The sequence below is a fragment of the Nonomuraea terrae genome, from assembly GCF_004348995.1.
Taxonomy (GTDB): domain Bacteria; phylum Actinomycetota; class Actinomycetes; order Streptosporangiales; family Streptosporangiaceae; genus Nonomuraea; species Nonomuraea terrae.
The window spans coordinates 13610-38009 of record NZ_SMKQ01000007.1; the positions used below are offsets into that span (position 1 = coordinate 13610).

At 69.8% G+C, this 24400-nt stretch carries 22 protein-coding genes; 14 read left to right on the forward strand and 8 right to left on the reverse strand.

The features are described 5' to 3' along the window. Positions 1-4: 4 nt before the first annotated feature. The 3 genes from E1286_RS04340 (at position 5) to E1286_RS04350 (ending at position 2551) form a co-directional block, all read left to right on the forward strand. Positions 5-586 (forward strand): SRPBCC domain-containing protein, encoded by a 582-nt coding sequence (locus E1286_RS04340; RefSeq protein ID WP_223189536.1) that lies wholly within the window; start codon positions 5-7, stop codon positions 584-586. Positions 587-738: 152 nt separating this feature from the next. Then, positions 739-1317, forward strand: coding sequence for a dihydrofolate reductase family protein (locus tag E1286_RS04345; RefSeq protein ID WP_132608976.1), 579 nt, complete (start codon positions 739-741; stop codon positions 1315-1317). Between the two features lie 343 nt (positions 1318-1660). Further along, positions 1661-2551 (forward strand): PhzF family phenazine biosynthesis protein, encoded by an 891-nt coding sequence (locus tag E1286_RS04350; RefSeq protein WP_132608977.1) that lies wholly within the window; start codon positions 1661-1663, stop codon positions 2549-2551. Between the two features lie 306 nt (positions 2552-2857). Here E1286_RS04350 and E1286_RS04355 read toward each other — a convergent pair whose 3' ends face one another. From E1286_RS04355 to E1286_RS04365, 3 genes are all read right to left on the reverse strand, one after another. Then, positions 2858-3295, reverse strand: coding sequence for a VOC family protein (locus tag E1286_RS04355; protein ID WP_132608978.1), 438 nt, complete (start codon positions 3293-3295; stop codon positions 2858-2860). Between the two features lie 449 nt (positions 3296-3744). After that, positions 3745-4599: an NmrA/HSCARG family protein gene (locus tag E1286_RS04360; protein ID WP_132608979.1), complete on the reverse strand. Its 855-nt coding sequence runs from the start codon at positions 4597-4599 to the stop codon at positions 3745-3747. Between the two features lie 226 nt (positions 4600-4825). Further along, positions 4826-6067: an MFS transporter gene (locus E1286_RS04365; protein WP_132608980.1), complete on the reverse strand. Its 1242-nt coding sequence runs from the start codon at positions 6065-6067 to the stop codon at positions 4826-4828. Between the two features lie 40 nt (positions 6068-6107). On the opposite strand from E1286_RS04365, the gene E1286_RS04370 reads away from it, so the two are divergent. After that, positions 6108-7097: a LysR family transcriptional regulator gene (locus E1286_RS04370; protein WP_187368115.1), complete on the forward strand. Its 990-nt coding sequence runs from the start codon at positions 6108-6110 to the stop codon at positions 7095-7097. 6 nt (positions 7098-7103) lie between these two features. Here E1286_RS04370 and E1286_RS47515 read toward each other — a convergent pair whose 3' ends face one another. Further along, positions 7104-7253, reverse strand: a complete 150-nt coding sequence (locus E1286_RS47515) for a hypothetical protein (RefSeq protein WP_165969560.1) — start codon at positions 7251-7253, stop codon at positions 7104-7106. Positions 7254-7402: 149 nt separating this feature from the next. Further along, the gene (locus tag E1286_RS04375) at positions 7403-8941 is read right to left on the reverse strand and encodes an amidase (RefSeq protein ID WP_223189538.1); all 1539 of its coding nucleotides are present in this window, start codon (positions 8939-8941) and stop codon (positions 7403-7405) included. Positions 8942-9599: 658 nt separating this feature from the next. Between E1286_RS04375 and E1286_RS04380 the strand changes: the two genes are divergently transcribed. The 3 genes from E1286_RS04380 to E1286_RS04390 all read left to right on the forward strand — a co-directional run bounded on the left by E1286_RS04380 (position 9600) and on the right by E1286_RS04390 (position 15171). After that, positions 9600-10097, forward strand: coding sequence for a pyridoxamine 5'-phosphate oxidase family protein (locus E1286_RS04380; protein ID WP_132609057.1), 498 nt, complete (start codon positions 9600-9602; stop codon positions 10095-10097). A 611-nt stretch (positions 10098-10708) separates the two neighbouring features. Further along, the gene (locus E1286_RS04385) at positions 10709-14167 is read left to right on the forward strand and encodes a ThuA domain-containing protein (RefSeq protein WP_132608981.1); all 3459 of its coding nucleotides are present in this window, start codon (positions 10709-10711) and stop codon (positions 14165-14167) included. 95 nt (positions 14168-14262) lie between these two features. Next, positions 14263-15171 carry a sugar phosphate isomerase/epimerase family protein gene (locus E1286_RS04390; protein ID WP_132608982.1) on the forward strand — a complete coding sequence of 303 codons (909 nt, stop codon included), beginning with the start codon at positions 14263-14265 and terminating at the stop codon, positions 15169-15171. Positions 15172-15216: 45 nt separating this feature from the next. On the opposite strand, the gene E1286_RS04395 is transcribed toward E1286_RS04390, so the two are convergent. After that, a complete protein-coding gene (locus tag E1286_RS04395) occupies positions 15217-16377 on the reverse strand; it encodes a mandelate racemase/muconate lactonizing enzyme family protein (RefSeq protein WP_132608983.1) in 1161 nt (386 codons plus the stop codon). 23 nt (positions 16378-16400) lie between these two features. Then, entirely contained in the window at positions 16401-17411 is a 1011-nt protein-coding gene (locus E1286_RS04400; protein WP_132608984.1) for a LacI family DNA-binding transcriptional regulator, read from the reverse strand. A gap of 188 nt (positions 17412-17599) precedes the next feature. On the opposite strand from E1286_RS04400, the gene E1286_RS04405 reads away from it, so the two are divergent. The 6 genes from E1286_RS04405 to E1286_RS04430 all read left to right on the forward strand — a co-directional run bounded on the left by E1286_RS04405 (position 17600) and on the right by E1286_RS04430 (position 22601). Beyond that, positions 17600-18475: an ABC transporter permease gene (locus E1286_RS04405; protein WP_246074437.1), complete on the forward strand. Its 876-nt coding sequence runs from the start codon at positions 17600-17602 to the stop codon at positions 18473-18475. Between the two features lie 36 nt (positions 18476-18511). Beyond that, positions 18512-19531 carry an ABC transporter substrate-binding protein gene (locus tag E1286_RS04410; RefSeq protein ID WP_132608985.1) on the forward strand — a complete coding sequence of 340 codons (1020 nt, stop codon included), beginning with the start codon at positions 18512-18514 and terminating at the stop codon, positions 19529-19531. Positions 19532-19533: 2 nt separating this feature from the next. Beyond that, positions 19534-20355 carry an ABC transporter ATP-binding protein gene (locus tag E1286_RS04415; RefSeq protein ID WP_132608986.1) on the forward strand — a complete coding sequence of 274 codons (822 nt, stop codon included), beginning with the start codon at positions 19534-19536 and terminating at the stop codon, positions 20353-20355. A gap of 23 nt (positions 20356-20378) precedes the next feature. Beyond that, complete coding sequence (locus tag E1286_RS04420) at positions 20379-21584, forward strand: SLC5/6 family protein (protein WP_132608987.1); 1206 nt, start codon at positions 20379-20381, stop codon at positions 21582-21584. Between the two features lie 594 nt (positions 21585-22178). Then, complete coding sequence (locus tag E1286_RS47520; RefSeq protein WP_165969563.1) at positions 22179-22331, forward strand: hypothetical protein; 153 nt, start codon at positions 22179-22181, stop codon at positions 22329-22331. 63 nt (positions 22332-22394) lie between these two features. After that, positions 22395-22601, forward strand: coding sequence for a hypothetical protein (locus E1286_RS04430; protein ID WP_132608988.1), 207 nt, complete (start codon positions 22395-22397; stop codon positions 22599-22601). A gap of 180 nt (positions 22602-22781) precedes the next feature. Here E1286_RS04430 and E1286_RS04435 read toward each other — a convergent pair whose 3' ends face one another. After that, entirely contained in the window at positions 22782-23384 is a 603-nt protein-coding gene (locus E1286_RS04435) for a TetR family transcriptional regulator (RefSeq protein ID WP_132608989.1), read from the reverse strand. 65 nt (positions 23385-23449) lie between these two features. Between E1286_RS04435 and E1286_RS04440 the strand changes: the two genes are divergently transcribed. Then, positions 23450-24325: an SDR family NAD(P)-dependent oxidoreductase gene (locus E1286_RS04440; protein ID WP_132608990.1), complete on the forward strand. Its 876-nt coding sequence runs from the start codon at positions 23450-23452 to the stop codon at positions 24323-24325. The last annotated feature ends 75 nt before the right edge of the window (positions 24326-24400 follow it).

The following is a 24400-nucleotide window of genomic DNA, read 5'->3' on the forward strand; positions in this document are numbered from 1 at the left end:
CACGATGTCCGTCGTCACCGTCGCTCCCGCGCAGCCGCTGATCACCGGTGGGGCGCGCCTGGAGCGGGAGGCCCGAGATGAGAGGACAAGGGGCGTGCACACCAGGGACCAGGAGAGCGTGAGCGCCACCCTGACCGTCGCCGCGCCCGCCGCGAGGGTGTTCGCGGTGCTGGCGGACCCGACGGCCCATGCCGCGATCGATGGCACCGGCTGGGTTCAGGAAGCTGTCGACCGGGCGCCGCTGACCGAGGCGGGGCAGATTTTCCGGATGGGCATGTATCACGCCGACCATCCGGACCATGACTACCAGGTGGTCAACAAGGTCGAGGTGCTCGACCCGCCGCGCGCCATCGGCTGGCTGACGGGGGAGGAGAAGGGCGACGGTCACCTGGAGTTCGGCGGCTGGCTGTGGCGTTACGACCTCGCGCCGCTGGGTCCGTCCGAGACTGGGGTCACGCTCACCTACGACTGGTCGGCGGTGCCGCAGGCCATCCGGGAGTACATCCAGTTCCCGCCGTTCGGCCCCGAGCATCTCACCAACTCCCTGCACCACCTCGCCGAGCTTGTCGCGGCCGCAGGCCGGTGATATGCGCGGACAGCTCACCGCTGCCGAGGCCGCCGAGCGGCAGGCGGCGCATCCGGGGCGGCCGGACTCCAGGAGTCCGACGGCGATGAGTTCCGCCGTGGTGTCTCGTCTGTATCGACACACCCGATCAACCCGCAATCGAGGAGAGCATCATGCCCGCTACCTACACCTTCGACGTCTTTTCCAGCCTTGACGGCTTCGGCGCCGCCGGCGGCGACTGGACCGGTTACTGGGGCAAGCAAGGCCCCGACCTCCTGAACCACCGCCTCGCCCTGTACGGCGAGGAGCAGCAGATGGTCTTCGGGGCCAACACGTATCGGGCGTTCGCGCGGATGCTGGCCTCGAGCACCGAGGAGTCCGAGGTGCGTGACCCATGGGTCACCCGGATGAGGAGCCTGCCGGCAACGGTGGTGTCGACCACGCTGGAAGGACCCCTCGACTGGCCGGACGCGACCGTCGTGAGCGGTGACGCCGTCGATGTCGTCGCGCGGCTCAAGGAGAAGTCCGAGGTGCCGTTGCGCTCGCACGGCAGCCTGTCGATGAACCGGGCGCTGATGGCCGCCGGCCTGGTCGACCGCGTCCAGGTGACGCTCTTCCCGGTGATCACCGGTCAGACCGGACTGGACCCGATCTTCCGGGGTGCGGCCGACTTCGACCTCGAGCTGATCGAGAGCCGGACGCTCGACGGCAACATCCAGGAGCTCATCTACCGGCCCACTCTGCACGTCTGAGTCCGTCCACGCACCCCCACCCCGTCACGTTGCCGCCGACCGACATGCCGACCGCTCTCCTGGCCGCTGGTCACGCGGCTTGCTGATCACCTCCCGATTCGCCGGGTCGACGTGGTGATGCCGAGAGTTCGCGGATGCGGTCGGATCGCTCGCGACGAGCAGGCCGTACTCGCCTCGGACGGGGCGAGTACGGCCGAGCGGGGGACCTCGCCGAGCGCGGAAGGCCTTGGGCGGGTGCGGAGGCGGTGATGGCGTAGAACCCGGTCAAGGAGTGCACCTCCAACACTGATGGTCGATCGATTTGATGTGTATCACCCTGTTCGGCCTCCCTAGTGTTGACCTCATGACGACCGTGACACCGTTCTTCTTCGTCGACGTCTTCGCTGAGCGCCCGCTGACCGGTAACCCGCTGGCGCTGGTGCCGGACGCGGACGGACTGACTTCGGACCAGATGCGCGACATCGCCCGCGAGTTCAACCAATCCGAGACCACCTTCCTGCTGCAGCCCACCCAACCGGGGGCCGCATGGCGGCTGCGGTCGTTCACTCCGATCGGCGCCGAAGTCGACGGTGCCGGGCACAACGCACTCGGCGCCTGGCTGTGGCTCGCCGACCAGGGACTGACTGGAGACGAACCGTCACGGACACTGATGCAGGAGATCGGCGGGGACGTGCTGCCGGTCGAGGTCGTCCGCCAGGCCGGAAGGGGCGTCCGGATTGTGATGGAACAGTCCTCACCCGTGTTCGGGCCCGTAGTGGAAGACGCACATCGCCTCGCTGCCGCACTCGGACTCAGGCCCGAACACCTTTCCACCGATCAGCCGGCGCAGGTCGTCTCCACGGGAGTCGCCCACTTGCTCGTCCCGCTGGCCGATCGCCGGGCCGTCGACGTCACCGCCGCCGATACGCGGGCCTTGGCTGCGATCCTGGCCGAGGTGGGCGCCGAAGGCTGCTACGTCTACACCAGCGCACCCGGGGAGCCCCAGGCGGACGCCTACAGCCGGTTCTTCAATCCCACCGTGGGCATCGTCGAGGATCCGGCCACCGGCACGGCCGCGGGTCCGCTCGCCGCCCTGCTCGCCCGTACCCAACGGATCGACGGGGGTCTGGTCGTCATCGAGCAAGGCCACAAGCTCGGGCGGCCCAGCCGGATCCAGGTCGAGGTCGACGGCGACCGCGTACGGATCTCCGGGTCCGGGATCATCACCGCTCGCGGAGAGCTCAGGCTCGTATGAAGCCCCGAGAACCACGATGGCCGTCGACAGCCGCCCTTGTCGCGGGCCAGAATCGGGTGGCGCATCCACGCAGCGGCCGGAGGAGGTGTTCTTGATCTGCCCCGCGTCGCTCCCGCCGGGGCCGTGCTGCCGCCGTCGAGCGCGTTGAGCACCGCGGTGTAGGCCCTCTCCGCTCCCGAACGTGTCCCCAGCCGCCCGGTAGGTGCGTGACCCCTATTGAGCGGGGCCGAGGCTGTGGCGGAGACATTCGAGGTCGGCGAACGGGGACCGGCAAAGCGGGGCGGGATCTTCGCTCCTGCCTGCCACTCAGTCGAGGCAGAACTCGTTGCCCTCAACGTCCTGCATGACCAGGCAGGACTCGTTCACCTCATCGGCGGGCAGGAGCCGCACGCGCTGCGCGCCGAGCGGGATCAGCCGCGCGCATTCGGCCTCAAGGGCCGCCAGGCGTTCCTCGCCCACCAGCCCGGTGCCGACCCGCACGTCAAGGTGCAGCCGATTCTTGACGACCTTGCCTTCGGGAACGCGCTGGAAGTACAGCCGCGGCCCCGCGCCCGAGGGATCGCTGCATACGAACCATGAATCCCGCTGCTCAGGCGGCAGCGTGCGATTGAAGTCGTCCCAACTGGCGAACCCCTCCGGTGGCGGTGGTGCGACGTACCCCAGCACCTCGCACCAGAAACGACCGACGTGCTCAGGTGATGCGCAGTCGAAGGTGACTTGAATCTGCCTGACTGATGCTCCCACGGACCAATCGTCCCATAAGTTGCCATACGTCCCGAATCGCCACTCGGAACGTCGGGCAGACCATACGATCGCCAGGGTCGATCACGGCGACCGTTCTTGATCGCGCACGACGTTGTTCCCCCCAGGGTGTCGGGACTGCACCGTTTGTCGACATGCGCTGCGCGCGTCCCATGAAGTCGTTGGAGGCAGGAAGGCCGATCGGCAGGCGGCGGCTGCTGGCCTTCCTCGCCAAGGACCGCCCACGGATGGCGCAGGCTGAGTGGTGCGGCAGGTGGGTGCTCGGGAAAGGCGGGCATCCGGGCTTGGTGCGCACCTGTTCGTCGGCGCCGTGTGAGTGATCGCTCCTATCGGTCTGTGGTCGTCGAAGACCGAGCGTTACAGGGCTCAGGCGATGGCCGTAGCGAGCTCATCGCCTGGTCGACCGTTTGTTCGGGCCAATCTCCGATCTCCTACCGGATCCTGCCCAGCCACGCCTCCAGGGTGAGCATCTCCGGGTACCGCTCGCGGAGCGCGGCGATATTGGCCTGGTACCCCTTCCCGTTCAACCAGTCGAACATGTTCGCCATCTCCTCCGCCTCGGCCCGCAGTTCCTCGATCGGCTGCCGCTCGAAGCGGGTCGGAATGCCGTCGGCCTTGGTGAACACCTCGGCGATCTGCCGCATGCTCAGCTCGTCGCCGGCGATCTCTATCTTCTTGCCGATGAACTCGGCCGGCTTGTCGAACGCGTCCGCGGCGATCCGGCCGATGTCGACGAGCGCGATCATCTGCAGCGAGGTGTCGGCGTCCAGCGCGATCGAACCAACCCGCTCGCCGTTCTCCGCCTCCGGCACCATGTACAGCCAGTTCTCCATGAAGAACACCGGCCGCAGCACGGTCGCGGGCACGCCGATGGCATCGATGTGCGCCTCGATCTCCGCCTTGGTCTCGAAGTGCGCGACGCCGGACTTGCGCCCGGCGGCGCCGACGGAGCTGTAGACCAGGTGCGTGACGCCCGCGGCTTCGGCCGCGTCGGCGACGTTCCTGCCCTGCCGCACCTCGATCGCGGGGTTCGGGTCGGTCAAGTCGACGGGCTGCACGCTGAAGACGCCGTGCACGCCCCGCGCTGCCGCGCGCAGCGACTCGGGGCCGTCGAGGTCACCGGTGACCAGTTCCGCGCCGAGCGCCTTGAGCTCCTTGGCTCCCTGCTTGTCCGGGTCACGGACGAGGGCGCGCACCGCCCAGCCGTCGTCGAGCAGCCTGCGGGCAACGGCGCCGCCCTGGCCGCCAGTCGCGCCCGTGACCAGGACGGTCCTCTTGTTCGACACTGCGAGTTCCTTTCGTGGATGTCATGGTGAAGCCGGTTCCGGCGGAAGCCGGCGGGGGGTGGGGGCATGCTTGAGCCGATCAGGGGCAGCCCCGCGAGCGGTCGGACGCAGGCGGGTCACGCGGAGTGAGCCGGATGACGCACCAGCCCGGTGACCTCGTGGCTGCGCGACAGTGCCTCAACCACTCGGCTGCCCACGTTTCCGACCGCGGTGACACGCGTCGTTCTCAGCTCCCTCGGACACCTCGCCGTTCCAGCGCCCACAGCACGAACATCCCGCAGGCCAGCACGCCCCCCAGGACGCTCACTGCCGTCCAGCCGCCACGCACCCACGCCACCGCGGCCAGTGCCGAGCCTGCGGCACCGCCGGCGAAGAAGGCCGTCATCAGCGCGGAGTTCAGCCGGTTGCGGACCTCCGGGCGTAGTGCGTAGATGACGTTCTGGTTGCTGTTGAGCACGGCCTGGTGCGCCATGTTGAGGACGATCACCCCGCCGAGGAGCCACCCAAGCGAGCTCTCGCCCGCGCCGATCAGCAGCCAGGACGCGGCAAGCGCGGCGCTGCCGATCCCGGTGACCCGTTGCACGTAGCCGCGGTCGGCCAGCCGGCCGGCCACCGTCGTTGCCACCGTGCCCACCGCACCCACCAGCCCGAGCAGCCCGATCGCCCCCTCGGACCAGCCGTACTCCGGGCCGGCGAGCAGGAAGGTCACGGACGTCCACAGCACGTTGAACGATGCGAGCGACAGGGCGGCGATGCCGGCCCGCCACCGCAACACGGGCTCATGGCGGAACAGCGCGATCGTTGAGCGCAACAGCGCCGGGTACGACAGCCCGATCGGGGTGTGCAGGGGCGGTAGAAAGCGCCACAGCAGCACTGTCACTCCGGCGATGAGGATCGCGCTCACCCAGTAGACCGTCCGCCAGCCACCGAGTTCGGCGAGCCCTCCCGCGACCGTACGGGACAACAACGCGCCCAGCATCAGCCCGCTCGTCACCGTGCCGATCACTCGGCCACGCTGCGCCGGTGCCGCGAGCGTAGCGGCGTACGGCACCACGACCTGGGCCGCCACCGAGGTCAATGCGGTGAGCACGGTTCCGGCCAGCAGCAGTGCTCCGTTGGGCGCGGTCGCCGAGACCAGCAGGAACACCGCGGTGGCCGCGTACAGCATGACAGCGAGCCTGCGGCGTTCCACCAGGTCACCGAGCGGCACGAGCAGGATGAGCCCCAGCCCGTAACCGACTTGCGCGGCCGTCACGATCATTCCGGCCATCGTGGTGCTGAGCTGTAGTTCCCGGCCGAGCAGGTCCAGCAGTGGCTGGGCAAAGTAGTTGTTCGCCACCGAAAGCCCCGTCGCCGCGGACATCAGGAGCAGCAGCCCGCGGCTCAGCGGCGCGCCACCGTCTGGTGCCTCGGCGGCCTTGTGGTGTGTCGTGAGGCGCGGAGCGCCTGATCCGGCCGCGTTCGTCATGCCCCTAGCCTCGGCCATCGACGATCAATGAGTCCAATGCATGTTTGTCACGCCAGCGATCGTGATTCAAGATGAATACGTGGAGCTACAGCAGATGCGCTATGTGGTCGCCGTGGCGGAGACGGCGAACTTCACCCGTGCCGCCGAACGTTGCCGGGTCGTCCAGTCCGCACTGAGCCACCAGATCGCCCGGTTGGAACGAGAACTCGGTGCCCGGCTCTTCGACCGCACCAGCCGCCGGGTCAGACTCACCCCCGCCGGCGAAGCGTTCCTGCCCGCTGCCCGGCAGGCTCTCGACGCCGCCGAACGGGCGCGTGCCGAGGTGGCGGCGGCCTCGGGGGAGCTTCGCGGCCGGCTCGCCATCGGCACCATCCCCACCGTCACGGCGGTCGACCTGCCGGGCGCGCTGAAAAGCTTTCACGTGCGCCATCCGCAGGTGCGGATCACTCTGCGCGTGGGTTCGAGCGACGAACTGGCCGAACAGGTACGGCAGAGCACGCTGGACATCGCGTTCCTCGGGCTGCCGCCGGACGTACAGCCGAAGGGCGTCCGAGGGCGCGCCCTGGCGCAGGGTGAGCTGGTCGCGGTGGTGGCGCCCGGCCACCCGCTGGCTGACGCGGCCGACGTGGATCTGCGCCGGCTGTCGAGCGAGGTGTTCGTGGACTTTCCCGCCGGTACGGCCGCGCGCGCTCAGTCGGACGAGGCGTTCGCCGCTGCCGGCGTCAGCCGTGAGGTCGCCTTCGAGATAACGAACGCGGACCTCCTGGCGCGGCTGGTCCGGCTGGGTCTGGGCATCGGCATGATGCCCGCCGCCTTCGCACCCGAACTCCGCGATGTGCACGTCGTCGAGCTCCGTGATCCACCCACCCGGGTGGAGCACCTGATCTGGAGCCGCCTGCGCACCTCACCGGCCGCCGCCGCGTTCCTGGACGTTTTGCACATCCCGGCAGACCAGATACGCGAGAGGCGGAATACGGAAGGTACGGATCCGCGACAGGTCCCGCCCCAGGGATCACCAGAATCCGATTAGTCCGAATCACAGAGCGCTGCCAACGCTCGTGATCACACGGATTCGCTCGGGCTGACGACGAACCAGGCCACGCACCAGCATGCCTTCCGGATCGTGGGCGACGAAGATGCCCAGCGCGCCGTGGTGCCAGCGCGCCGACGCGATCTCACCCCTCACCTAGCCCGTCCGCTGCCGATGGTCGGCGCGGGGCACGATGGCGGCATCATCGAGGGGGTGCCTGCGCCGGATGGCCGGCACCGTGGATTTCCTGTGCCGGGAGGAGACTGATCCGTACCTCGTCCTCGACGGATACCCGGCAATATGCTCTATTTCGGTGCGTGGAAGCCGCCGATCTTCTGCTCGAGCAGTTCGGCCAGCCGCAGCGGGGTGCGGTCCTCGAACATCGGACCGATGAGCTGCACTCCCACCGGCAGACCCTCGGGGGACCGACCCGCTGGTACGGCGGTGGCGGGCAGGCCGGGCATGGTGGCCAGGCCGGCCCAGACGAGCTGGTCGAAGTACGGGTACTCGACGCCGTCGATGTCGATGCGCCGTTCCAACGGATTGGGGTCGTGGTCGTGCGGGAACGCGGGCGTCGGCGTGATCGGGCACACCACGGCGTCGAACTCGGCGAACAGCTGCCGCCAGCCGTGGCGGTGGACCTCGCGGCGGTTGTTCGCCTCAATCCAGTCGCGGTGGCTGAACAGCATGGCGCGCAGCCGCACGGCGTCAAGACTCTGGTCGTCCGCGCTCAGTCCGGCGGCGCGGGTCCGCAGCTGCTCGTGCGGTTCGATGGGAAAACGCGCAACGGAGCCCGAAATCAGCAACTGCATGTAGAGCGTCGCGGCTTCGGTCAGATCGGGCAGCAGCGGACTGTGCCGTCCGACGCGGGCGCCGCCGTCGAGGAGCGCGGCGGCCACCCGGTTCACGCCCGCCCGCACGGCGGACCCGGTCGGAATGAGCGGATGCTCGTCGAGGACCAAGACCCGGAAATCGCAGAGCCGCTCGTGGCGGGCGGGCGGCAGTGCCGAACGGTGCGCCACCCCGAGCGTCAGCGGGTCCGGTCCGGCCATGACGTCGAGCAGGAGCGTGAGGTCGCGGGCGGTGCGCGCCATCGGACCGACGACGGCGAGGTCGAGGTCGACCGGCAATGCCGGCTCGGACGGCGGGACCATACCGCGGTTGGCCGCCAGTCCGAGCGTCGGCTTGTGCGCGTAGACGCCGCAGAAATGCGCGGGGGTGCGCAGCGAGCCGGCGATGTCGGAGCCGATGGACAGCGCGCCGAACCCGGACGCCAGGGCCGCCGCCGACCCGCCGGAGGATCCGCCCGGCGTGCGACCGTGATCCCACGGGTTGTTGGTGGTGCCGTAGATCTCGTTGAAGCTCTGGATATCTTGCAGCCCCAACGGCACATTGGTCTTGCCGAGCACCACCGCGCCCGCGGCCTTGAGTCGCGACACCTGTACCGCGTCCTCAGCCGGCACATATTTCCGGTGCGGCGGCATGCCCCAGGTCGTCGGCAGCCCGGCGATGTTGTACGACTCCTTGACCGTCACCGGAATGCCGAGCAGCGGCCGGTCCTCACCACGCGCGCGGGCCTGGTCGGCACCGCGCGCGGCGGCCCGCGCACGGTCGAAGTCCGGCACGCAAATAGCGTTGATCACCTTGTCGTCCCGCTCGATACGGGCGATCGCCTCGTCGGTCAGTTCCACCGAGCTCACTTCACCGGCACGCAATGCAGCTGCGAGGTCTTCGGCCGCCCGAAAATTCCATTCCATGGAGTTGACTTTAACGGCCTGTCGCAAACGCTTGTCCCCACACGCGTCGCCCGCATTCGCCGGAAAAGCCGAAACGGTCACGTTCACTGGCCGAAGTTGCGCACTCGTTTTGCCGTCCAAAACGGTCCACCCCAGGTCAGCGGGGTCGGCGGCAGGTCGACTCCACTGGCAAGGGCATGGAATGCCGCTTCGCGCAACGAGATAGACATCTCAATTCTCATCATGTATCTCTCCGGCCACTGACTATTTGCTCGACTGCTGGCCATAGCGTGCGGGGATTGTCCAGTAAAAGGGGTAACTCATTTTAGATCGGTTCTATCGAGATGGCTGAGGGTCAGCGGCCTTCGAAGCGGGCGCGGCCGGCTCATGCACCCGGACGCGCCGCGTCGGCCATCACCGCGGACCGAAGCTCGCGCCGGGGGCGGCTCAGGGCGTCATTCCCAGCTCGCGCAACTGCGCGGGGAGGGGCTCGTGCGGGAGTCCCTTCGCTGCCTCGCCAAGGTGGGCGGGGGCAATGCTCGCCGAGTCGTCGGCCGATCTCCTCGAACTCGGACCGCCATGCTCCAGCAGTATGGGTCCATCATCGCCCCGCAACGCCCTTCGCCTCCCTTAGAGATCGATCTTCACCGGCAAAGCATCCTCGGCGGGATGCTGATCCTGAGCTGTGACTCATGTCTCCCCTTGAGGGCCGATGAGCTTCCGGGTGGTCCTGTGTCAACACCTTCGGACAAGGAAGGAAATGACCATGCTGAACTTCCCGCAGGGTGACGTGCGATTGCTGGAAACGGACATCGCGCAGCGCCTGCTGCACTCGACGATTCCCGCACGTCTCGCGTACGTGGCGACCGACGGGACACCTAGAGTGATGTCGACCTGGTACGTCTGGGTGGACGAGGAACTCGTCATGGCGACGTACGTCAAGTGCCCCCCCATGGGGATCACCCGCCCGGCCCGGCGGCTGCGTGCCCTGCGTGCCAACCCCGACGTCGCGATCACCATCGACACCGAGCCCCAGCCCCCGGACGTGCTCCTGTTGCGCGGTCGCGTCTCCATCACCGAAGTCGACGGCATGGTGCCCGAGCAGGCTCAGGCGGCGCACCGTTTCCTGGGAGAGGAAGGCGGGGCCGGCTACGTCGCCCAAGCCGATCACCCCGAAACGAGGATGGCCCGCATCGCCCTCCGCCCCACTTGGGTAGGCGTCCTCAACTACCAGGCCCGCCTCCCCGGCATCATGGGCGCCTGACTGCGGCAGGAGGGAGTTCATCGTGCTGCCCCGGCCTACGCCTCCGCTTGGATGATCTACTCCTCCAAGCGGAGGCGTAGACCGGGGCAGAAGAAGGCCGCTACTCAAGATGAAAATGCTCAGTACTGTACGCCTCCGGCGAGATCGACACGGATACCTGTAGCGAGGCCCGCGAACGCCTTGCCGCCCACCGCCCGAGGCCCCGGTGAGCGGACTTCGTGGCCGCCGGCTGCCGCTGATCGTGCTGGTCGCCTCGATCGCCGCGCTCATCGCCTCTGTTGTGTGGGTCGCGGGCGCCGGCTTCCCGTGGCGGCCCGGTCCAGGGGTGATGGGTGTGAAATCGGGCGAAGGACCGGTGCGCACCTTGCCTGATGCCGACCGCGCCGCGAGCCGCTTCGCCGACAGGTGGCGCACGCCTTCATCGAGGCTCCCGTACGGGAGTGGATCACCCATTTGATCTACTTCTCAAACAGACTCCAGAGCGGCCGGTCCCGCGCATCCGGACGGCAAGGCGCCATTGACCGGTTTGCCGGAAAAGTTTACTTTGATGGCCTGGAAAGCGCTTTCTGATCAGATTCTCCCCCGAGAGCCCCCCATCCATCGGGAGCGCCATGAGACGCCCTGTCCGGAAATCCCCCTCCGTGTTCACCGCCGTCCTGCTCGTCCTCGCCCTCGTGCTGGGGCAGGTGACGCCCGCCCAGGCCGCGGCCGCGCGGTTCCGCGTGCTGGTCTTCTCCAAGGTCACGAACTTCCACCACGACTCGATCCCCGCCGGCATCGCCGCGATCGAGAAGCTCGGGGCCGACCACGACTTCGAGGTCGAAGCCACCGACGACGCGGGCGCCTTCACCGGCGACAACCTCGCTCGCTTCCAGGCCATCGTGTTCAACAACACCAACTCCACCCCGGAGTCGGGCGACCTGCTGAACGCCGACCAGCGCGCCGCGCTGCAGAAGTTCGTGCGCGATGGCGGCGGCTGGGTCGGGCTGCACGCCGCGTCGGCCAGTGAGCGCGACTGGCCATGGTACGAGGGTCTGGTCGGCGCGATCTTCGACCAGCACCCGGCGATCCAGGTCGGCCGGGTCAAGGTGCTCGACCATGCCCACCCTTCGACCAAGGACCTGCCGGACCTCTGGGAACGCACCGAGGAGTGGTACAACTGGCGGGCCAACCCCACAGGAAAGGTCCACACGCTCACCCAGATCAAGGTGCGTGACGGGATCAACGGCCTGGACGAGGGCGTCGACCACCCGAGTTCGTGGTGCCAGAACTACGAAGGCGGCCGTTCGTGGTACACCGCCCTGGGCCACGCATCCGACGCGTACTCCGAGCCGGCGTTCCTGAAGCACCTGCTCGGCGGCATCGAGTGGGCCGCGGGGGCGGCGCCCGGCGACTGCTCGGCGACCGAGACCGGCAACTTCCAGCGGGTGCCGCTCGTGACCGAGGACCTCGCCGACCCGTTCGAGCTCGCGGTCGCGCCGGACCGGCGGGTCTTCTACGCCCAGCGCACCGGCGAGCTGAAGGTGATCGACCAGGACTCCCTGCGGGTCACCACCGCGCTGGACTTCGACTACTCCCCGGAGATGACCAGTCAGTCGGACGGCCTGCTCGGGCTGGCCCTGGACCCGAAGTTCGCGGAGAACAACTGGCTGTACCTCCTGCATTCCGACAAGGTGGAGAACCGGCTCAACCTCTCCCGGTTCACCGTGTCCGGGAACACGGTGGACCCCGCGACGCAGAAGGTGCTGCTGACCATTCCGACGTGGCGCGGTGAAGGCCGGGCCAACGTCCACATGGCCGGTTCGCTCACCTTCGACACCAAGGGGAACCTCTACGCGGCGACCGGTGACAACACCGACCCCTTCGCCTCCGACGGCTTCGCCCCGATCGACGAACGCGAAGGACGCCGCGCCTGGGACGCCCAGGGCACCGCCGGCAACACCAACGACCTGCGCGGCAAGATCCTTCGCATCACCCCGCAGGACGACGGCACCTACGACATCCCCGAAGGCAACCTCTTCGCGCCCGGCACCGACAGGACCCGGCCCGAGATCTACGCGATGGGCATGCGCAATCCGTTCCGGATCACCACCGATCCGCTCAGCGGCGCGCTGCTCGTCGCCGACTACGGCCCGGACGCGCGCCAGGCCGCTCCGAACCGGGGCCCCGAGGGCACGGTCGAGTTCAACCGCATCACCAAGGCCGGCAACTTCGGCTGGCCCTACTGCATCGGGAACAACACGCCGTTCAACGACTACGACTTCGCAACGGGGACCTCCGGCGCGACGTTCGACTGCGCGGCCCCGGTCAACGACTCGCCCAACAACACGGGGCTGCGCGAGCTGCCGCCCGTACAGCCCGCGCTCGTGTGGTACGCCTACTCCGCCTCGGCGGAGTTCCCCGAGGTCGGCACCGGGGGCGGCGGCCCGATGAGCGGTCCGGTGTACGACTACGACCCGGACAACCCGAGCAAGACCAAGTTCCCCGAGTACTTCGAGGGCAAGTGGTTCGCCTACGAACTCACCCGCAGGTGGTTCAAGACCCTGTCCATCCAGCGTGAGGATCAGACCTTCACCGACCCGCGCTTCGCCCCCGCGCGCGCGGGCGACCTGCAGTCGATCAACACGATCTTCCCCGACATGTCGTGGATCCAGCCGTTCGAAGCCGACTTCGGGCCGGACGGCTCCCTCTACGTCATCGACTTCGGCGAGGGCAGCGGCACCGGGCGCGGCGGCAGCAACGAAGGCGCGGGCATCTACCGGATCGACTACGTGGCGGGCGGCCGTCCGCCGGTCGCGAAGCTCTCCGCCACCCCGGACTCGGGTCCCGCGCCGCTGACGGTGACGTTCTCCAGCGAAGGCTCGGAGTCGCCCGAGGACGTGCCCCTCACGTACGCGTGGGACTTCGACGGCGACGGCACCACCGACTCCACGGAGGCCGAACCGACCCACACCTACACCGCGAAGGGCCGCTTCACCGCCCGGCTGACCGTCGAAGGCCCGGAGGGCCTCACCGGCGTCGCCGTGCACGACATCACGGTCGGCAACAGCCGGCCCGAGGTGCGGATCCAGGCGCCGCCGGACGGCGGCATGTTCGACTTCGGCGACACCATCACGTTCACGGTCAAGGTCAAGGACGCCGAGGACGGGCGCGTCGACTGCGGCCGGGTGGTCGTGCAGTCGCAGCTCGGCCACGACAGCCACCTGCATCCGCTGGACAACTACACCGGCTGCGAGGGCGAGATCGTGACCGACCCGGGCGAGAGCCACGGCCCGGGACAGAACCTCTATTACGCGATCAGCGCGCAGTACGAGGACGAGGGAGCCGCGGAGGCGCCGAGCCTCGTCGGATCAGCGTCGCTGACGCTGCGGCCGAAGTTCCGGGAGGCCGAGCACTTCACCACGACCGGCGGCGCGAGCGACGGCGTCCAGATCGCCGACCGTGCGGACGCCTCGGCGGGTAAGCGGCTCACCGAGATCGAGCACGGCGACTGGATCACCTTCGACCCCGTCCACCTCAAGGGGATCGACTCGGTGACCCTCGGCGTGGCCTCGGGAGGGCTCGGCGGGGACGTCGAACTCCGGGCCGGCTCACCCGACGGGCCGCTGCTCGGCAAGGCGACGGTGCCGAACACCGGTGGCTGGGGCAACGTGATCTCGCCGACGATCGACCTCACCGACACGGATCTTGCAGCAGGGGAGACCGTACGCCTCTACGCGGTGTTCACCAACCCCGGCTGGTCGTCGGCCCAGCCCGACCTGCTCGCCCTCGACTGGCTGCACTTCAACGGCAAGGGCGTCGAGAAGCGCCCTGGCGGGGAGGTGGCCGTGACGGCCGCTCCGGCCGACGGCCCGGCTCCGCTGGCCGTGTCCCTCCAGGGCCAGGCGAAGTTGCCGAGCGGAAGGACCGCCGTGAGCTGGCACTGGAACTTCGGCGACAACACCGCGGCGGACGGTGCCGCCACCGCCTCCCACACCTATGCCAGGAAGGGGACCTACACCGCGCATCTGACCGTCACCGACGACAAGGGTGACACGACGACCGGCTCGGTCGAGATCACGGTCGGCTGAAACGCCCGGCGAGGACGGTGGCCGGGAGCGACGACCCGGCCACCCCGCCCTCACCCGCTCACGACTTCTCACACGCTCACACAGGAGTTGAAGCCATGAACGACCCGACTCGAATCGGCTGGCCCGGGAGCGGCATCAGCCGGCGTTCGTTTCTCGGCGGCGCGCTGGGCGCCACAGCGGCGGTCACCGTGGTCGGCGGCGCGGCGGCGCCGGCTCGTGCCGACGACCTCGCCGGTGCGGAACACGCCAAGCGGCGTATCCCGCCGAGCGGTATCGGCATGCACCTGTACACCATGCGAGGACCGCTCGCGCAGGATTTCGAGGGCACGCTCGAGCAACTGGCCGCCATCGGTTACGCCACCGTCGGGGTCAGCGGACGCCACGGATACGACGCCGCCCAGATCCGCGGCATGCTCGACAGGACCGGCCTCAAGGCGGTGCTCGAGCACGTCGGCTACGACGCCATCACGAGCGGGCGCTGGGAGCAGGCCATCGACGACGTACGCACGCTCGGGGGCAAGTGGATCGTCATCCCGAGCCTGCCGTCATCGATGCACAACCCGGCCGGATACCGGGAGGCCGCACGGCGGTTCAACGAGGCAGGGCTGACCGCCCGCAGCGCCGGGCTCAAGCTGCTCTTCCACAACCACGAACCCGACCACAGGGTCGTGGAGGGAGAGTTGCTCTACGACATCCTGGTGAGCGAGACCGATCCGGCGCTCGTCGGCTTCGAGTTCGACCTCTACTGGGCGGCCAAGGGCGGCGGTGATCCGGCGAGCTACTTCCGGGAGCACCCGCGCCGCTTCCCCGCCCTGCATGTCAAGGACATGGCACCCAACGGCGACTTCGCCGACGTGGGTTCCGGCGTCCTCGACTTCGCGGGGATGTTCCGATACGCGCGCAGGGGCGGCGTCAAGCAGTGGCTGGTCGAGCACGACGCACCGGCCGACCCGTTCCTGACCGCCCGCAACAGCTACGCCCATCTGGCCGCCCTGCGGTACTGACGCCCGGGTCGTGGCGTGCCGGAAGCCTGGCACGCCACGAGCCGGTCACTGGGGGCGGGCCGCCAGGACGTCGACGGCGAGTTCGCGCACGACCGTCTCGTCGACCTCGACGCCGAGCCCCGGGCCGTCGGGCACGTGGGCGATGCCGTCCTCGATCCGGACGGTGGGGCCGGCGTACGGGGACTCGATGAACTGCCGGCCGTTGAGGTCGACCGGCGTGTCGATCCCGAAGGCGGCGAACAGGTGGAGCGACGCGGCCAGCCCCAGGTCCGAGTCGGTGAGGCCGGAGCCCATGAGCTGCACCCCGCTGTCCTCGGCGAGCGCGCACAGTCGCCGCGACAGGGTCAGACCGCCGCTCCGCTGCACCTTGGCGATCGCGATGTCCACGGCCTCGAGGCGGACGAACGTGGCCAGGTCACTCGGGTGGCGCAGGCTCTCGTCGAGCGCCACGGGAACGGGGGAGGAGTCGCGCAGCCGGCGCAGCCCGGCCACGTCGTTGGCGGGCAGCGGCTGCTCCAGCGCGGTGACGCCGAGCGGCTCCAGCCGGCGGGCCACCCGCAGCGCGGCCGGCGCCGTATAGCCCTGGTTGGCGTCGACCCACAGCGGCGCGCCGGGCGCGTGCTCGCGTACCGCGGCGGCGACGGCGACGTCGGTGTCCTCGTCGTGCAGCCCGATCTTCACCTTGAACGCACGGTAGCCCTGCTCGCGGCCCTCGGCGACGCAGTCGCCCACCTCGGCCGGCGACTGGCCGGAGACGATCCAGCCCAGTTCGACCGTCTCGGTGCGGCGCCGGCCCCACAGCACCCCGAGCGGCACGCCCGCGGCCCGGCCCAGCAGGTCGTGCAGCGCCGTGTCGACCGCGCTCTTCGCCAGGGGCGCGCCGATCGTGAAGCCGCGGTTGATCGCACGGTCGAAGGCGGCGTCGACGCCGTCGAGATCCCACGCGGGCATGCCCAGCACCGCGGGGGCGAGATAACGGTCGATGGTGGTGACGATCGACTCGGCCGTCTCGTACGTCCACGCGGGGATCGGCGTCGCCTCGCCCCAACCGTGCACGCCGTCGGCGCTGACCTTCACCAGCACGCGGACGCTGGGCCGGCCCGCCACCGTGACCGCGCCGCCCGAGACGCCGAACGAACGGCGGGTGGGCAGCGCGACGGCGAAGGTCTCGACCCGGTCGATGGTCAGGTCGGTCAGCCGGCTCATACGGTGCTCCAAACTCTCGGGAATCAGGGTGGGGCGGTGCTGGCGCGCAGCACCACCTCGCCGCCGAAACGCGCGACGCGCGAGCGCCGGTGCGGCGGTTCCCGCAGCGCGAGGGCCATGACCGCCTCGCCCATCTCGGCGAGGGGCAGCGCCACGGTCGTGAGCGGGGGGCTGAGGTCGCGCACGATGGGGATGTCGTCGAAGCCGGCGAGCGACACGTCCTCGGGGACGCGCAGCCCGTGGTCGCGCAGGGCCGCGAGGGCGCCGATCGCCATCACGTCGGTGATGGCGAAGACACAGGTCGCCCGGAGCCCCCGCTGGAGCAGGCCGGAGCACGCGTCATACCCGCCGTCCCGGGTGAAGGCCCCCTCGACGATCTGGTCGGGGGCGAGGTCGACGCCCGCCCGCGCCAGGGCGTCGCGGAAGCCGCCAAGCCGGTCCGACACGGTGGTGAGCGCCCGCGGCCCGGTCAGCACGGCGAAGTCGCGGTGCCCGAGGTCGAGCAGGGCGCGGGCGAGCGCCGCCCCGCCCGCGCGGTTCTCCGGCAGCACCGTGTCGACCCGCAGGGTGCGATGCCGGCTCACGACCGCCACCCGGCCGCCGCCGCGCAGGTACGGGTCCAGTTCGGCGCTCATCGCGCGCTCCCACGCCCGGTCCTGGAAACCGGAGCTGATCAGCAGGATCGCGCGGGCCTGCTGGGCCCGGAGCGTGGAGACGTAGGCGATCTCGCGGGAGGGGTCACGGAAGGTGCTGGCCAGCATCATCAGCAGTCCCCGCTCGGAGGCGGCCCGCATGACGCCGCTGGCGATCGCCGCGAAGTAGGGGTCGCTGACGTCGTGGCAGATGACCCCGACGACCTGGCTCGAGGCGCTGGCGAGCGCCTGCGCGTGGGCGTTCGGGATATAGCCCAGCAGGTCCGCGGCGGCCAGCACCCGCTCCCTCAGCTCGTCGCGGACCCTGGTGGTCCCGTTGAGCACGCGCGAGGCCGTCGCGGGGGAGACGCCGGCGTAGCGGGCGACGACCTCGAGAGTCACGTGGGCCGGTGCTGCGCGCTCGCTCACCATGTACCCCCGATCAAGGCAGTGGCACGCTTCGAGACAACGGTGCGGCTATTGACCTCATTCGATGTGATCTTTACGTTATCAGAAAGCGCTTTCAGAAACCGCTTTCCAGCCGCCCCCGGTGGCGAAGGGACGGTTTTCCGACGGCAGAGGAGGTCATCGTGGAGCACGGCAGGACACCTACGGTGCCGGCGGCCTCCGCGGCCACGGTCGCCGGCGTGGCCGAACGAGCCCGGCCGGGCATCGCCGACCGCGCCCTCGAAACGCTCGCGCGGTCGTGGCGGCCGCTCGCGCTGCTCGTGGCCTGTTTCGCCGTCTGGTGGGTGGTCTCGGCGGCTCGCCTGGTGGAGCCGTATCTCGTGCCGTCACCGGGCTCGACCCTGCAGGTGATGCGGGACAAGGCCGGTTACATCTGGCACCACGGCTGGGTGACCACCTACGAGACGCTCCTGGGATTCGCGATCGCCGTCGCCGTCGGCGTCCTCGCCGCGGTGATCATGGTGTACTCGTCCACCGTCGAGAAGACCCTCTACCCGGTGCTGCTGTTCGCTCAGGTGGTCCCCAAGATCGCGATCGCTCCGCTGTTCATCGTCTGGCTGGGCTTCGGCATCGCGCCGAAGATCGTGGTGGCCGTGCTGATCGCCTTCTTCCCTGTGGTCATCTCGATGGTCACCGGCCTGAAGTCGGTCGACCCCGAAATGGTGCAGCTGTCGGCGACCATGGGCGCCGGGCCGCTGCAGACCTTCGTGAAGATCCGCTTCCCGGCGTCACTGCCGCACCTGTTCTCCGGCCTGAAGGTGGCGGTCACGCTGGCCGTCACCGGAGCCGTCGTCGGCGAGTTCGTCGGCGCGAACGAGGGTCTCGGATTCGTGATCCTGCAGGCGAACGGCAACCTCGACACCCCGATGCTGTTCGCCGGGCTGATCGTCATGTCGCTCATCGGCGTGGTCCTCTTCCTGCTCGTGGAGATCGCCGAAAAGCTCCTGCTCCCGTGGCACGCCAGCCGCCGGGGCGACGCCGTCACCACCACCTACTGACCACCGCCTCCTACCCCGACCGAGGAGCGCCCCACCATGAAACTCCGCACCCTCGCCGCCGGCCTCGTTCCCCTGCTCGTGCTCACCGCGGCATGCGGCGGAGGAGGCTCCGAGAAGACCACGAGCGCGTCGGGCAAGGAGCTCGACCGCGTCACGCTGACGCTCAACTGGTACCCGTACGGAGAACACGCGCCCTTCTACTACGGGAAGGAACAGGGCATCTACGAAAAGCACGGCATCGACCTGCAGATCCAGGCGGGTCAGGGCTCGCAGAAGACCGTGCAGGCCACCGGTGCGGGCCAGACCGACTTCGGCTGGGCCGACACTCCGGCCCTGCTCGCCGGCGTGGGCCAGGGCATCCCCGTCAAGAGCCTCGGGGTCTTCCTGCAGATCACACCGGCGTCCGTGCAGTTCTTCACGGAGAAGAACATCAAGACCCCGGCGGACCTCAAGGGCAAGCTGATCGCCGGCACCGCGGGCGACGCGCTCTCGAAGACCTTCCCGGCGTTCCTGCAGAAGAACGGGATGAAGGAGACCGACGTCCGGGTCCAGAACACCGACCCCGCCGGCAAGATCGCCGCGGTGATGTCCGGCCAGGTCGACGCGCTGCTCGGGTATGCCAGCGACCAGGGTCCGACCATGCAGGACAAGGCCGGCAAGCCGGTGTCGTACCTGCGCTTCTCCGAGCTCGGCCTGAACTTCTACTCCAACGGTCTCATCGCCGGCGAGCGCGTGTTGCAGAGCGATCCCGACCTGGCCAAGCGGATGGTGACGGCGACCAGTGAGGCATGGGCGGCGGCGGAGCGGAGCCCACAGCAGGCGGTCGACAGCATGCAGGGCGCCTCGGAGCAGTTGCCGCCGGCGAAGGTGCTCACCGACCAGTTCAACACCACGCTGACGCTCCTGCGCACCGATGCCACCCAGGGCAAGGCGCCCGGCGTCAACACCGAGGCCGACTGGCAGGAGACCATCGACGTCTTCGCCCAGGCGGGCGTGATCCCCGACCCCAAGCCGCCCGCGGACTACTGGGACGCCGGCGCGGCGATGAAGGGCTGACGATGACCGAGGAGGTAGAGCAGACCGTCGCCCTTGCCGAAGGCGGCGGGGACGCGGCCGCGGTGGACGTCGACGACGTGGCCGTCCGCTTCCGTACCAGGAAGAAGGACGTGCTGGCGCTGCGGCAGATCTCGCTGAGCGTCGCGACGGGCGAGTTCGTGGCGATCGTCGGGCCCTCCGGCTGCGGTAAGTCGACCCTGCTCAAGCTCGTGGCCGGGCTGCTCAAGCCCTCGTCCGGCGCCGTACGGCTGCACGGCGACGCGGTCACCGGCCCGCGCCGCGACATCGGCTATGTCTTCCAGCGCGCCGCGCTGCTGGAATGGCGCAGCGCCCGGCGCAATATTTTGCTCCAGGCGGAGATGCGGCATATGCCGGGTGCGGCGGCGCGCAAGCGCGCGGACGAGCTCATCGACATGACCGGCCTGCGCGGCTTCGAGGACGCCTACCCCCACGAGCTGTCGGGTGGCATGCAGCAGCGCGTGGCGCTGTGCCGCGCGCTGCTGCACCGGCCTCCGGTCCTGCTCATGGACGAGCCCTTCGGAGCGCTCGACGCGCTGACCCGCGAGCAGATGAACATCGAGCTGAACCGGATCTGGCGCGAGACCGGCACGACCGTGCTGCTGGTCACCCACTCGATCGCCGAGGCCGTCTACCTGGCGAACCGGGTGGTCGTGATGAGCGCCCGGCCCGGCACCGTCACCGAGATCATCGACGTCGCGCTGCCTGCCGAACGGGACTACGCCGAGACCATGGGGCTGGAGGAGTTCTCCAGCGCCACGACGCGGATCCGCCGCCTGCTCGGCGCCGCGCCAGGCGCCGAGTGACCAGACCCGGGACGACCCCGGCCATGGGCACACCACCGCGGACATGGCGCGACTCGGCCGGCGCCTGGCTCGGCCTCGGCGCTGCCCCCGGCGCGCTCGTGCTCGGGGCGCAGATCGGCGGGCGGCACGACGGGCACCTGCCGGTGCAGGTGCTCGCGGCCGGCGGGATGGTGATGGCCCTGCTGCTCGCCGTGCAGGGACGGCTGGGGCTGCGCGCGCCGCTCGGCGAGGACGCGACGCTGTCGGAGCTCACCCCGCGCTACCTGCCGCGCACGGCCGACCACGGCGTTACCGCGCTGCTCGCGATGGCGATGATCGGCTGGTTCGGCTTCAACGTCGGGCTCGGCGGCGGAGCGGTGGCCGCCTTGCTCGGGCTGCCTGACCCCCTGGGTGTCCTGCTGCTGGGCGTACCGGTCACGAGCATCCTGCTGGTCGGCGCCGGCCGGTGGAACGCGGTGGCGGTAACGGCCACGATCAGCGCGATCGCGCTGATCGCCATCGTGGCCGTCCGGCTGCCGCCGCCGGAGCCCGTGCTCACGACCGGATACGAGGGCGGCGGCCGGTTCGCGGCGGATGTGGCCGTCTACCTCGGGTATGTGGCGGTGTTCGCTGTACGGGCACCGGACTTCACCGTCGGCCTCGGCCGGCGGCGCGATCTCGCATGGTGTGTGGTCCTGCTGGTCGGTGCGGCGCTCGCCGCAAGCGTGGTGGGCGCCGGGCTCGCGGCGGCCAGCGGCTCCACCGACGTCGTCGCCGTGCTCGCCGGCCCGGACGGGCTGCCCGCCGCCAACCTGTTCGTGGCGGCTTCCGTGGTGGCGCCCACGCTGACGACGATGCACTCAGGTGCGCTCGCCGTCCGCAGATTCGGCCGGGTATCGCACCGGTGCGCGATCCTCGCGATCGCGCTGCCCGGTCTGGCGCTGGCGTTGCTGCGTGTGGACCGGCTGATGGTCGCCTGGCTCTCGCTGCTGGCCGCGGTGCTGCCCGCCCTCATCGTGCCGTTCGCGGCCGAGGCCGCCCGGCGGCGCCGTGGCCGCGCGCCGCGCCAGGTGCCCACGTGGACCTGGGCGCCCGCCTCGGCTCTCGCGCTCGGTCTGACCGTCGCCGCGAGCCCGGTGGCGGCGGTCGCCGGCGTGGGCGCGGCGGCCGCAGCGACCGCCGCCCACATGTTTTCGGTGTGGCGGGCGGGCTCGGCCGGGAGGAGGCGGGATACCGGCATCGGATCTTGATCAGTTCCGGGGGCGTGATCGACAAGCAGCCGGGGCGCCGTATCGAGCCGGGGGAGGACTTAATGGATCAAGGTTGCACACGCCGGCGTTTCGTCATCGGAGCCGGGCTGACGGCGGCCGCGCTGGCCGGCCAGTACGACAGGGCCGGCGCCGCAGACGGCCCCTCGACCGCCGCCGGCGGCGCACCGGGCGTGGGTGCGCCGGCGCCGTACAAGGCGCTCCGCTCCTACTGTCCGTTATCCCGGGGCCGCCAGGAGGTGCACGAGGCCGACGAGAAGGGATGGATGCTGCAACACCGAAAGACGCGCCCCCGGATGGGGACGCCTGGCCGGATCAGGTCCCCGTGGGGCCGCGACGGCGGGTATCGGAGATGCAGACCAAGCTTCACCGTTGGGCGGCGGCCGATCCTGGCCACAGGTTCGACGACTTGTTCAACCCCGTGTGCGACCCGGCGCTCAGGTTGGAGAGGCCTCAACGCCGATTCCCCCCAGCGCCTACGCTACTGACCTGCGCCATCCAGCTGGAAGGCTCAGCGATCCGCCGCGGGATCGCTCGCCAGGAGCGTCACCTTCCACCGCTCCGGACCGAAGAGATATGAGCCGCGACGTCACCATCGGCCTAGAGTTCAAACACGACATCGACTTCGTGGAAATCCTCGATCGGCTCGCCCGGGCGGGTTGGGAATTGCTCCGCGAAGAAGACGCCATCTGGTATATGACCGGCTACGACCGGAAGCACCTGCCGTAGGACGGTCTGGCCAAGGCGAAGCGCGACATGCGCACCTCCTATGAGGCCGGGGAGGCGGTAGGCATGACCAGCACGCTGCCCGACGGGGAGACCTGCGCGAACGTGCTGTTCCACGAGGAAAGGGCGTCGGTCTCCGTGATCCCCCTGCTGGAATACCGCACCATCGCCCGCATGCCGGAGTTCGATGATCTCGGCTGGTATCTCGAGAGGTTCCTGGCGCCATGCAGAGATCTGCTCATCGTACGAACGGAAGCAGGCGACCATCGGTGACGATGCCGGACGGGCCGGCCCACGAAGAAGACTGACCGCGGCGCTTGATCAGCTCGGCCAGATGGGGCCATGGTGTGATGAGGCAGCGAACCGGAGGCGTCGTCTTATCCCGCCCGCCCCCTACCGCTACTGACCTGCATCATCAGGTTGGAAAAGGCTCAATAATCCACGGGACACTCCCTAGGACGGGCGGGCCGCCAGGACCGCGGCGGCCGCGCGGAGAACCAGGTCGGGGAGGGGCTCGCCGGTCGCGCCCGCGCGCAGGGCCTGGCCGGCGACCGCGATGACGGCGCCGATCAGCGCGCCGGTCAGGATGTCGGCGCCGGTCCCGTCGAGGTCGTCAGGGTAGGCGGCGACCAGCGCCGCGCTCCACTCCGCCTGCAGGGCGGCGATCTCCAGCAGGGCGCGGGCGCGCAGCACGGGCACCGAGGCGATCAGGCGGGCGCGGACGGGCACCAGGTCTCCGCCTGGCGTCACGCTCCACGCCGGCGACTCCAGCGCCTGACCGACGGCCCGCAGCAGCACCTCGGCGGGCGGCTCTCCCGGGGCGCGCTCTTCCAGGGCCCGCGCCAGCACGCCGGCGTTGACCAGGCGGTCGGCGAAGACCACCTCCTCCTTGCTCGGGAAGTAGTTGAAGAACGTCGCCGGCGAGAGCTCGGCCGCGGCGGCGATTTCCGCCACCGTGGTCGCGTCATACCCCTGCGCGTCGAACAGCCGCAGCGCCGCCTCGGCCAGCGCGCGGCGCGTGCGTTGTTTGCGCTGCTCCCGCAGCCCCACCACCATGGACCGATCTTATATGAACAATAAGTTTAGACAATCTCTAAGTTTGCGGGTTACGGTGTGGGCCTATGAAGAACCTCGCAGGAGCCACGGCGTTCATCACCGGCGCGGCCCAGGGTATCGGGCTCGGCATCGCCCGCGCCCTGGCGCGCAAGGGCTCGAAACTGGCCCTGACCGACATCGACGACACCGCGCTGGCCTTGGCCGCCGCCGAGCTGTCCGCGCTCACCGAGGTTGCGACCTTCCGCCTTGACGTGCGCGACCGCGCCGGCTACACCCGGGCCGCCGACGCTGCGGAGGAGCGGCTGGGGCCGGTCTCGGTGGTGTGCAACAACGCCGGCGTCGCCTTCTCGGAGCGATTGGCCGACCTGGCGTACGAGCTGTGGGATCTCGCCCTCGGCATCAACCTGGGCGGCGTCGTCAACGGCGTCCAGACGTTCCTGCCGCGCATGCTCGACCGGGGCGCGCCCGGTCACATCGTCAACACAGCCTCTGCCGCGGGCCTGATCGGGGCCGGGGTCGGGCCGATGTACACCGCGTCCAAGTTCGCCGTGGTCGGCCTGTCGGAGTCGCTGAGGGCGCAGCTCGAAGCGGGCGGCCACCCGATCGGCGTCACGGCCCTGTGCCCCGGCGGCGTCACCACCAACGTGGCGCGGACGGGGCGGGACCTGGTGGCCGCCCAACCGGGTACGGGGCCCGCACTCGAACGGACTCGGGCCCGCGCCGACGAATTGGCCCCCGCGATCGAGGCTACGTTGAGCAGGTACGGCGTCGCCCCGGACGCCGTGGGCGAGCTTGTCGTCGAGGCCATCAAAGCCGACCGGCCGTACGTCCTCACCGACCGCGCCGGCCTCGGCCTCATCACCGCGCGGACCGAGGCCATCCTGGCCGCCATGCCGGCCACCGACCCGGCCGCCGAGGGCTTCACCGGGTTCGGTTCCTAAGGTCGGGTCGCCCGCGGGTGGAGGATGTCAAATGCCAGTGATCGTCCACTGGTTGTCGGTGCTGTGTTCGGTGTC

What these genes read in the sequence shown, in the direction of transcription:
- E1286_RS04385 (WP_132608981.1), top strand. Translation starts at nt 10,709, where the DNA reads ATGAGACGCCCTGTCCGGAAATCCCCCTCCGTGTTCACCGCCGTCCTG.
- E1286_RS04350 (WP_132608977.1), top strand. Translation starts at nt 1,661, where the DNA reads ATGACGACCGTGACACCGTTCTTCTTCGTCGACGTCTTCGCTGAGCGC.
- E1286_RS04345 (WP_132608976.1), top strand. Translation starts at nt 739, where the DNA reads ATGCCCGCTACCTACACCTTCGACGTCTTTTCCAGCCTTGACGGCTTC.
- E1286_RS04370 (WP_187368115.1), top strand. Translation starts at nt 6,108, where the DNA reads ATGTTTGTCACGCCAGCGATCGTGATTCAAGATGAATACGTGGAGCTA.
- E1286_RS04420 (WP_132608987.1), top strand. Translation starts at nt 20,379, where the DNA reads ATGGGCACACCACCGCGGACATGGCGCGACTCGGCCGGCGCCTGGCTC.
- E1286_RS04395 (WP_132608983.1), bottom strand. Translation starts at nt 16,377, where the DNA reads ATGAGCCGGCTGACCGACCTGACCATCGACCGGGTCGAGACCTTCGCC.
- E1286_RS04410 (WP_132608985.1), top strand. Translation starts at nt 18,512, where the DNA reads ATGAAACTCCGCACCCTCGCCGCCGGCCTCGTTCCCCTGCTCGTGCTC.
- E1286_RS04390 (WP_132608982.1), top strand. Translation starts at nt 14,263, where the DNA reads ATGAACGACCCGACTCGAATCGGCTGGCCCGGGAGCGGCATCAGCCGG.
- E1286_RS04430 (WP_132608988.1), top strand. Translation starts at nt 22,395, where the DNA reads ATGACCAGCACGCTGCCCGACGGGGAGACCTGCGCGAACGTGCTGTTC.
- E1286_RS04415 (WP_132608986.1), top strand. Translation starts at nt 19,534, where the DNA reads ATGACCGAGGAGGTAGAGCAGACCGTCGCCCTTGCCGAAGGCGGCGGG.
- E1286_RS47520 (WP_165969563.1), top strand. Translation starts at nt 22,179, where the DNA reads ATGAGCCGCGACGTCACCATCGGCCTAGAGTTCAAACACGACATCGAC.
- E1286_RS04365 (WP_132608980.1), bottom strand. Translation starts at nt 6,067, where the DNA reads ATGACGAACGCGGCCGGATCAGGCGCTCCGCGCCTCACGACACACCAC.
- E1286_RS04440 (WP_132608990.1), top strand. Translation starts at nt 23,450, where the DNA reads ATGAAGAACCTCGCAGGAGCCACGGCGTTCATCACCGGCGCGGCCCAG.
- E1286_RS04435 (WP_132608989.1), bottom strand. Translation starts at nt 23,384, where the DNA reads ATGGTGGTGGGGCTGCGGGAGCAGCGCAAACAACGCACGCGCCGCGCG.
- E1286_RS04340 (WP_223189536.1), top strand. Translation starts at nt 5, where the DNA reads ATGTCCGTCGTCACCGTCGCTCCCGCGCAGCCGCTGATCACCGGTGGG.
- E1286_RS04380 (WP_132609057.1), top strand. Translation starts at nt 9,600, where the DNA reads ATGCTGAACTTCCCGCAGGGTGACGTGCGATTGCTGGAAACGGACATC.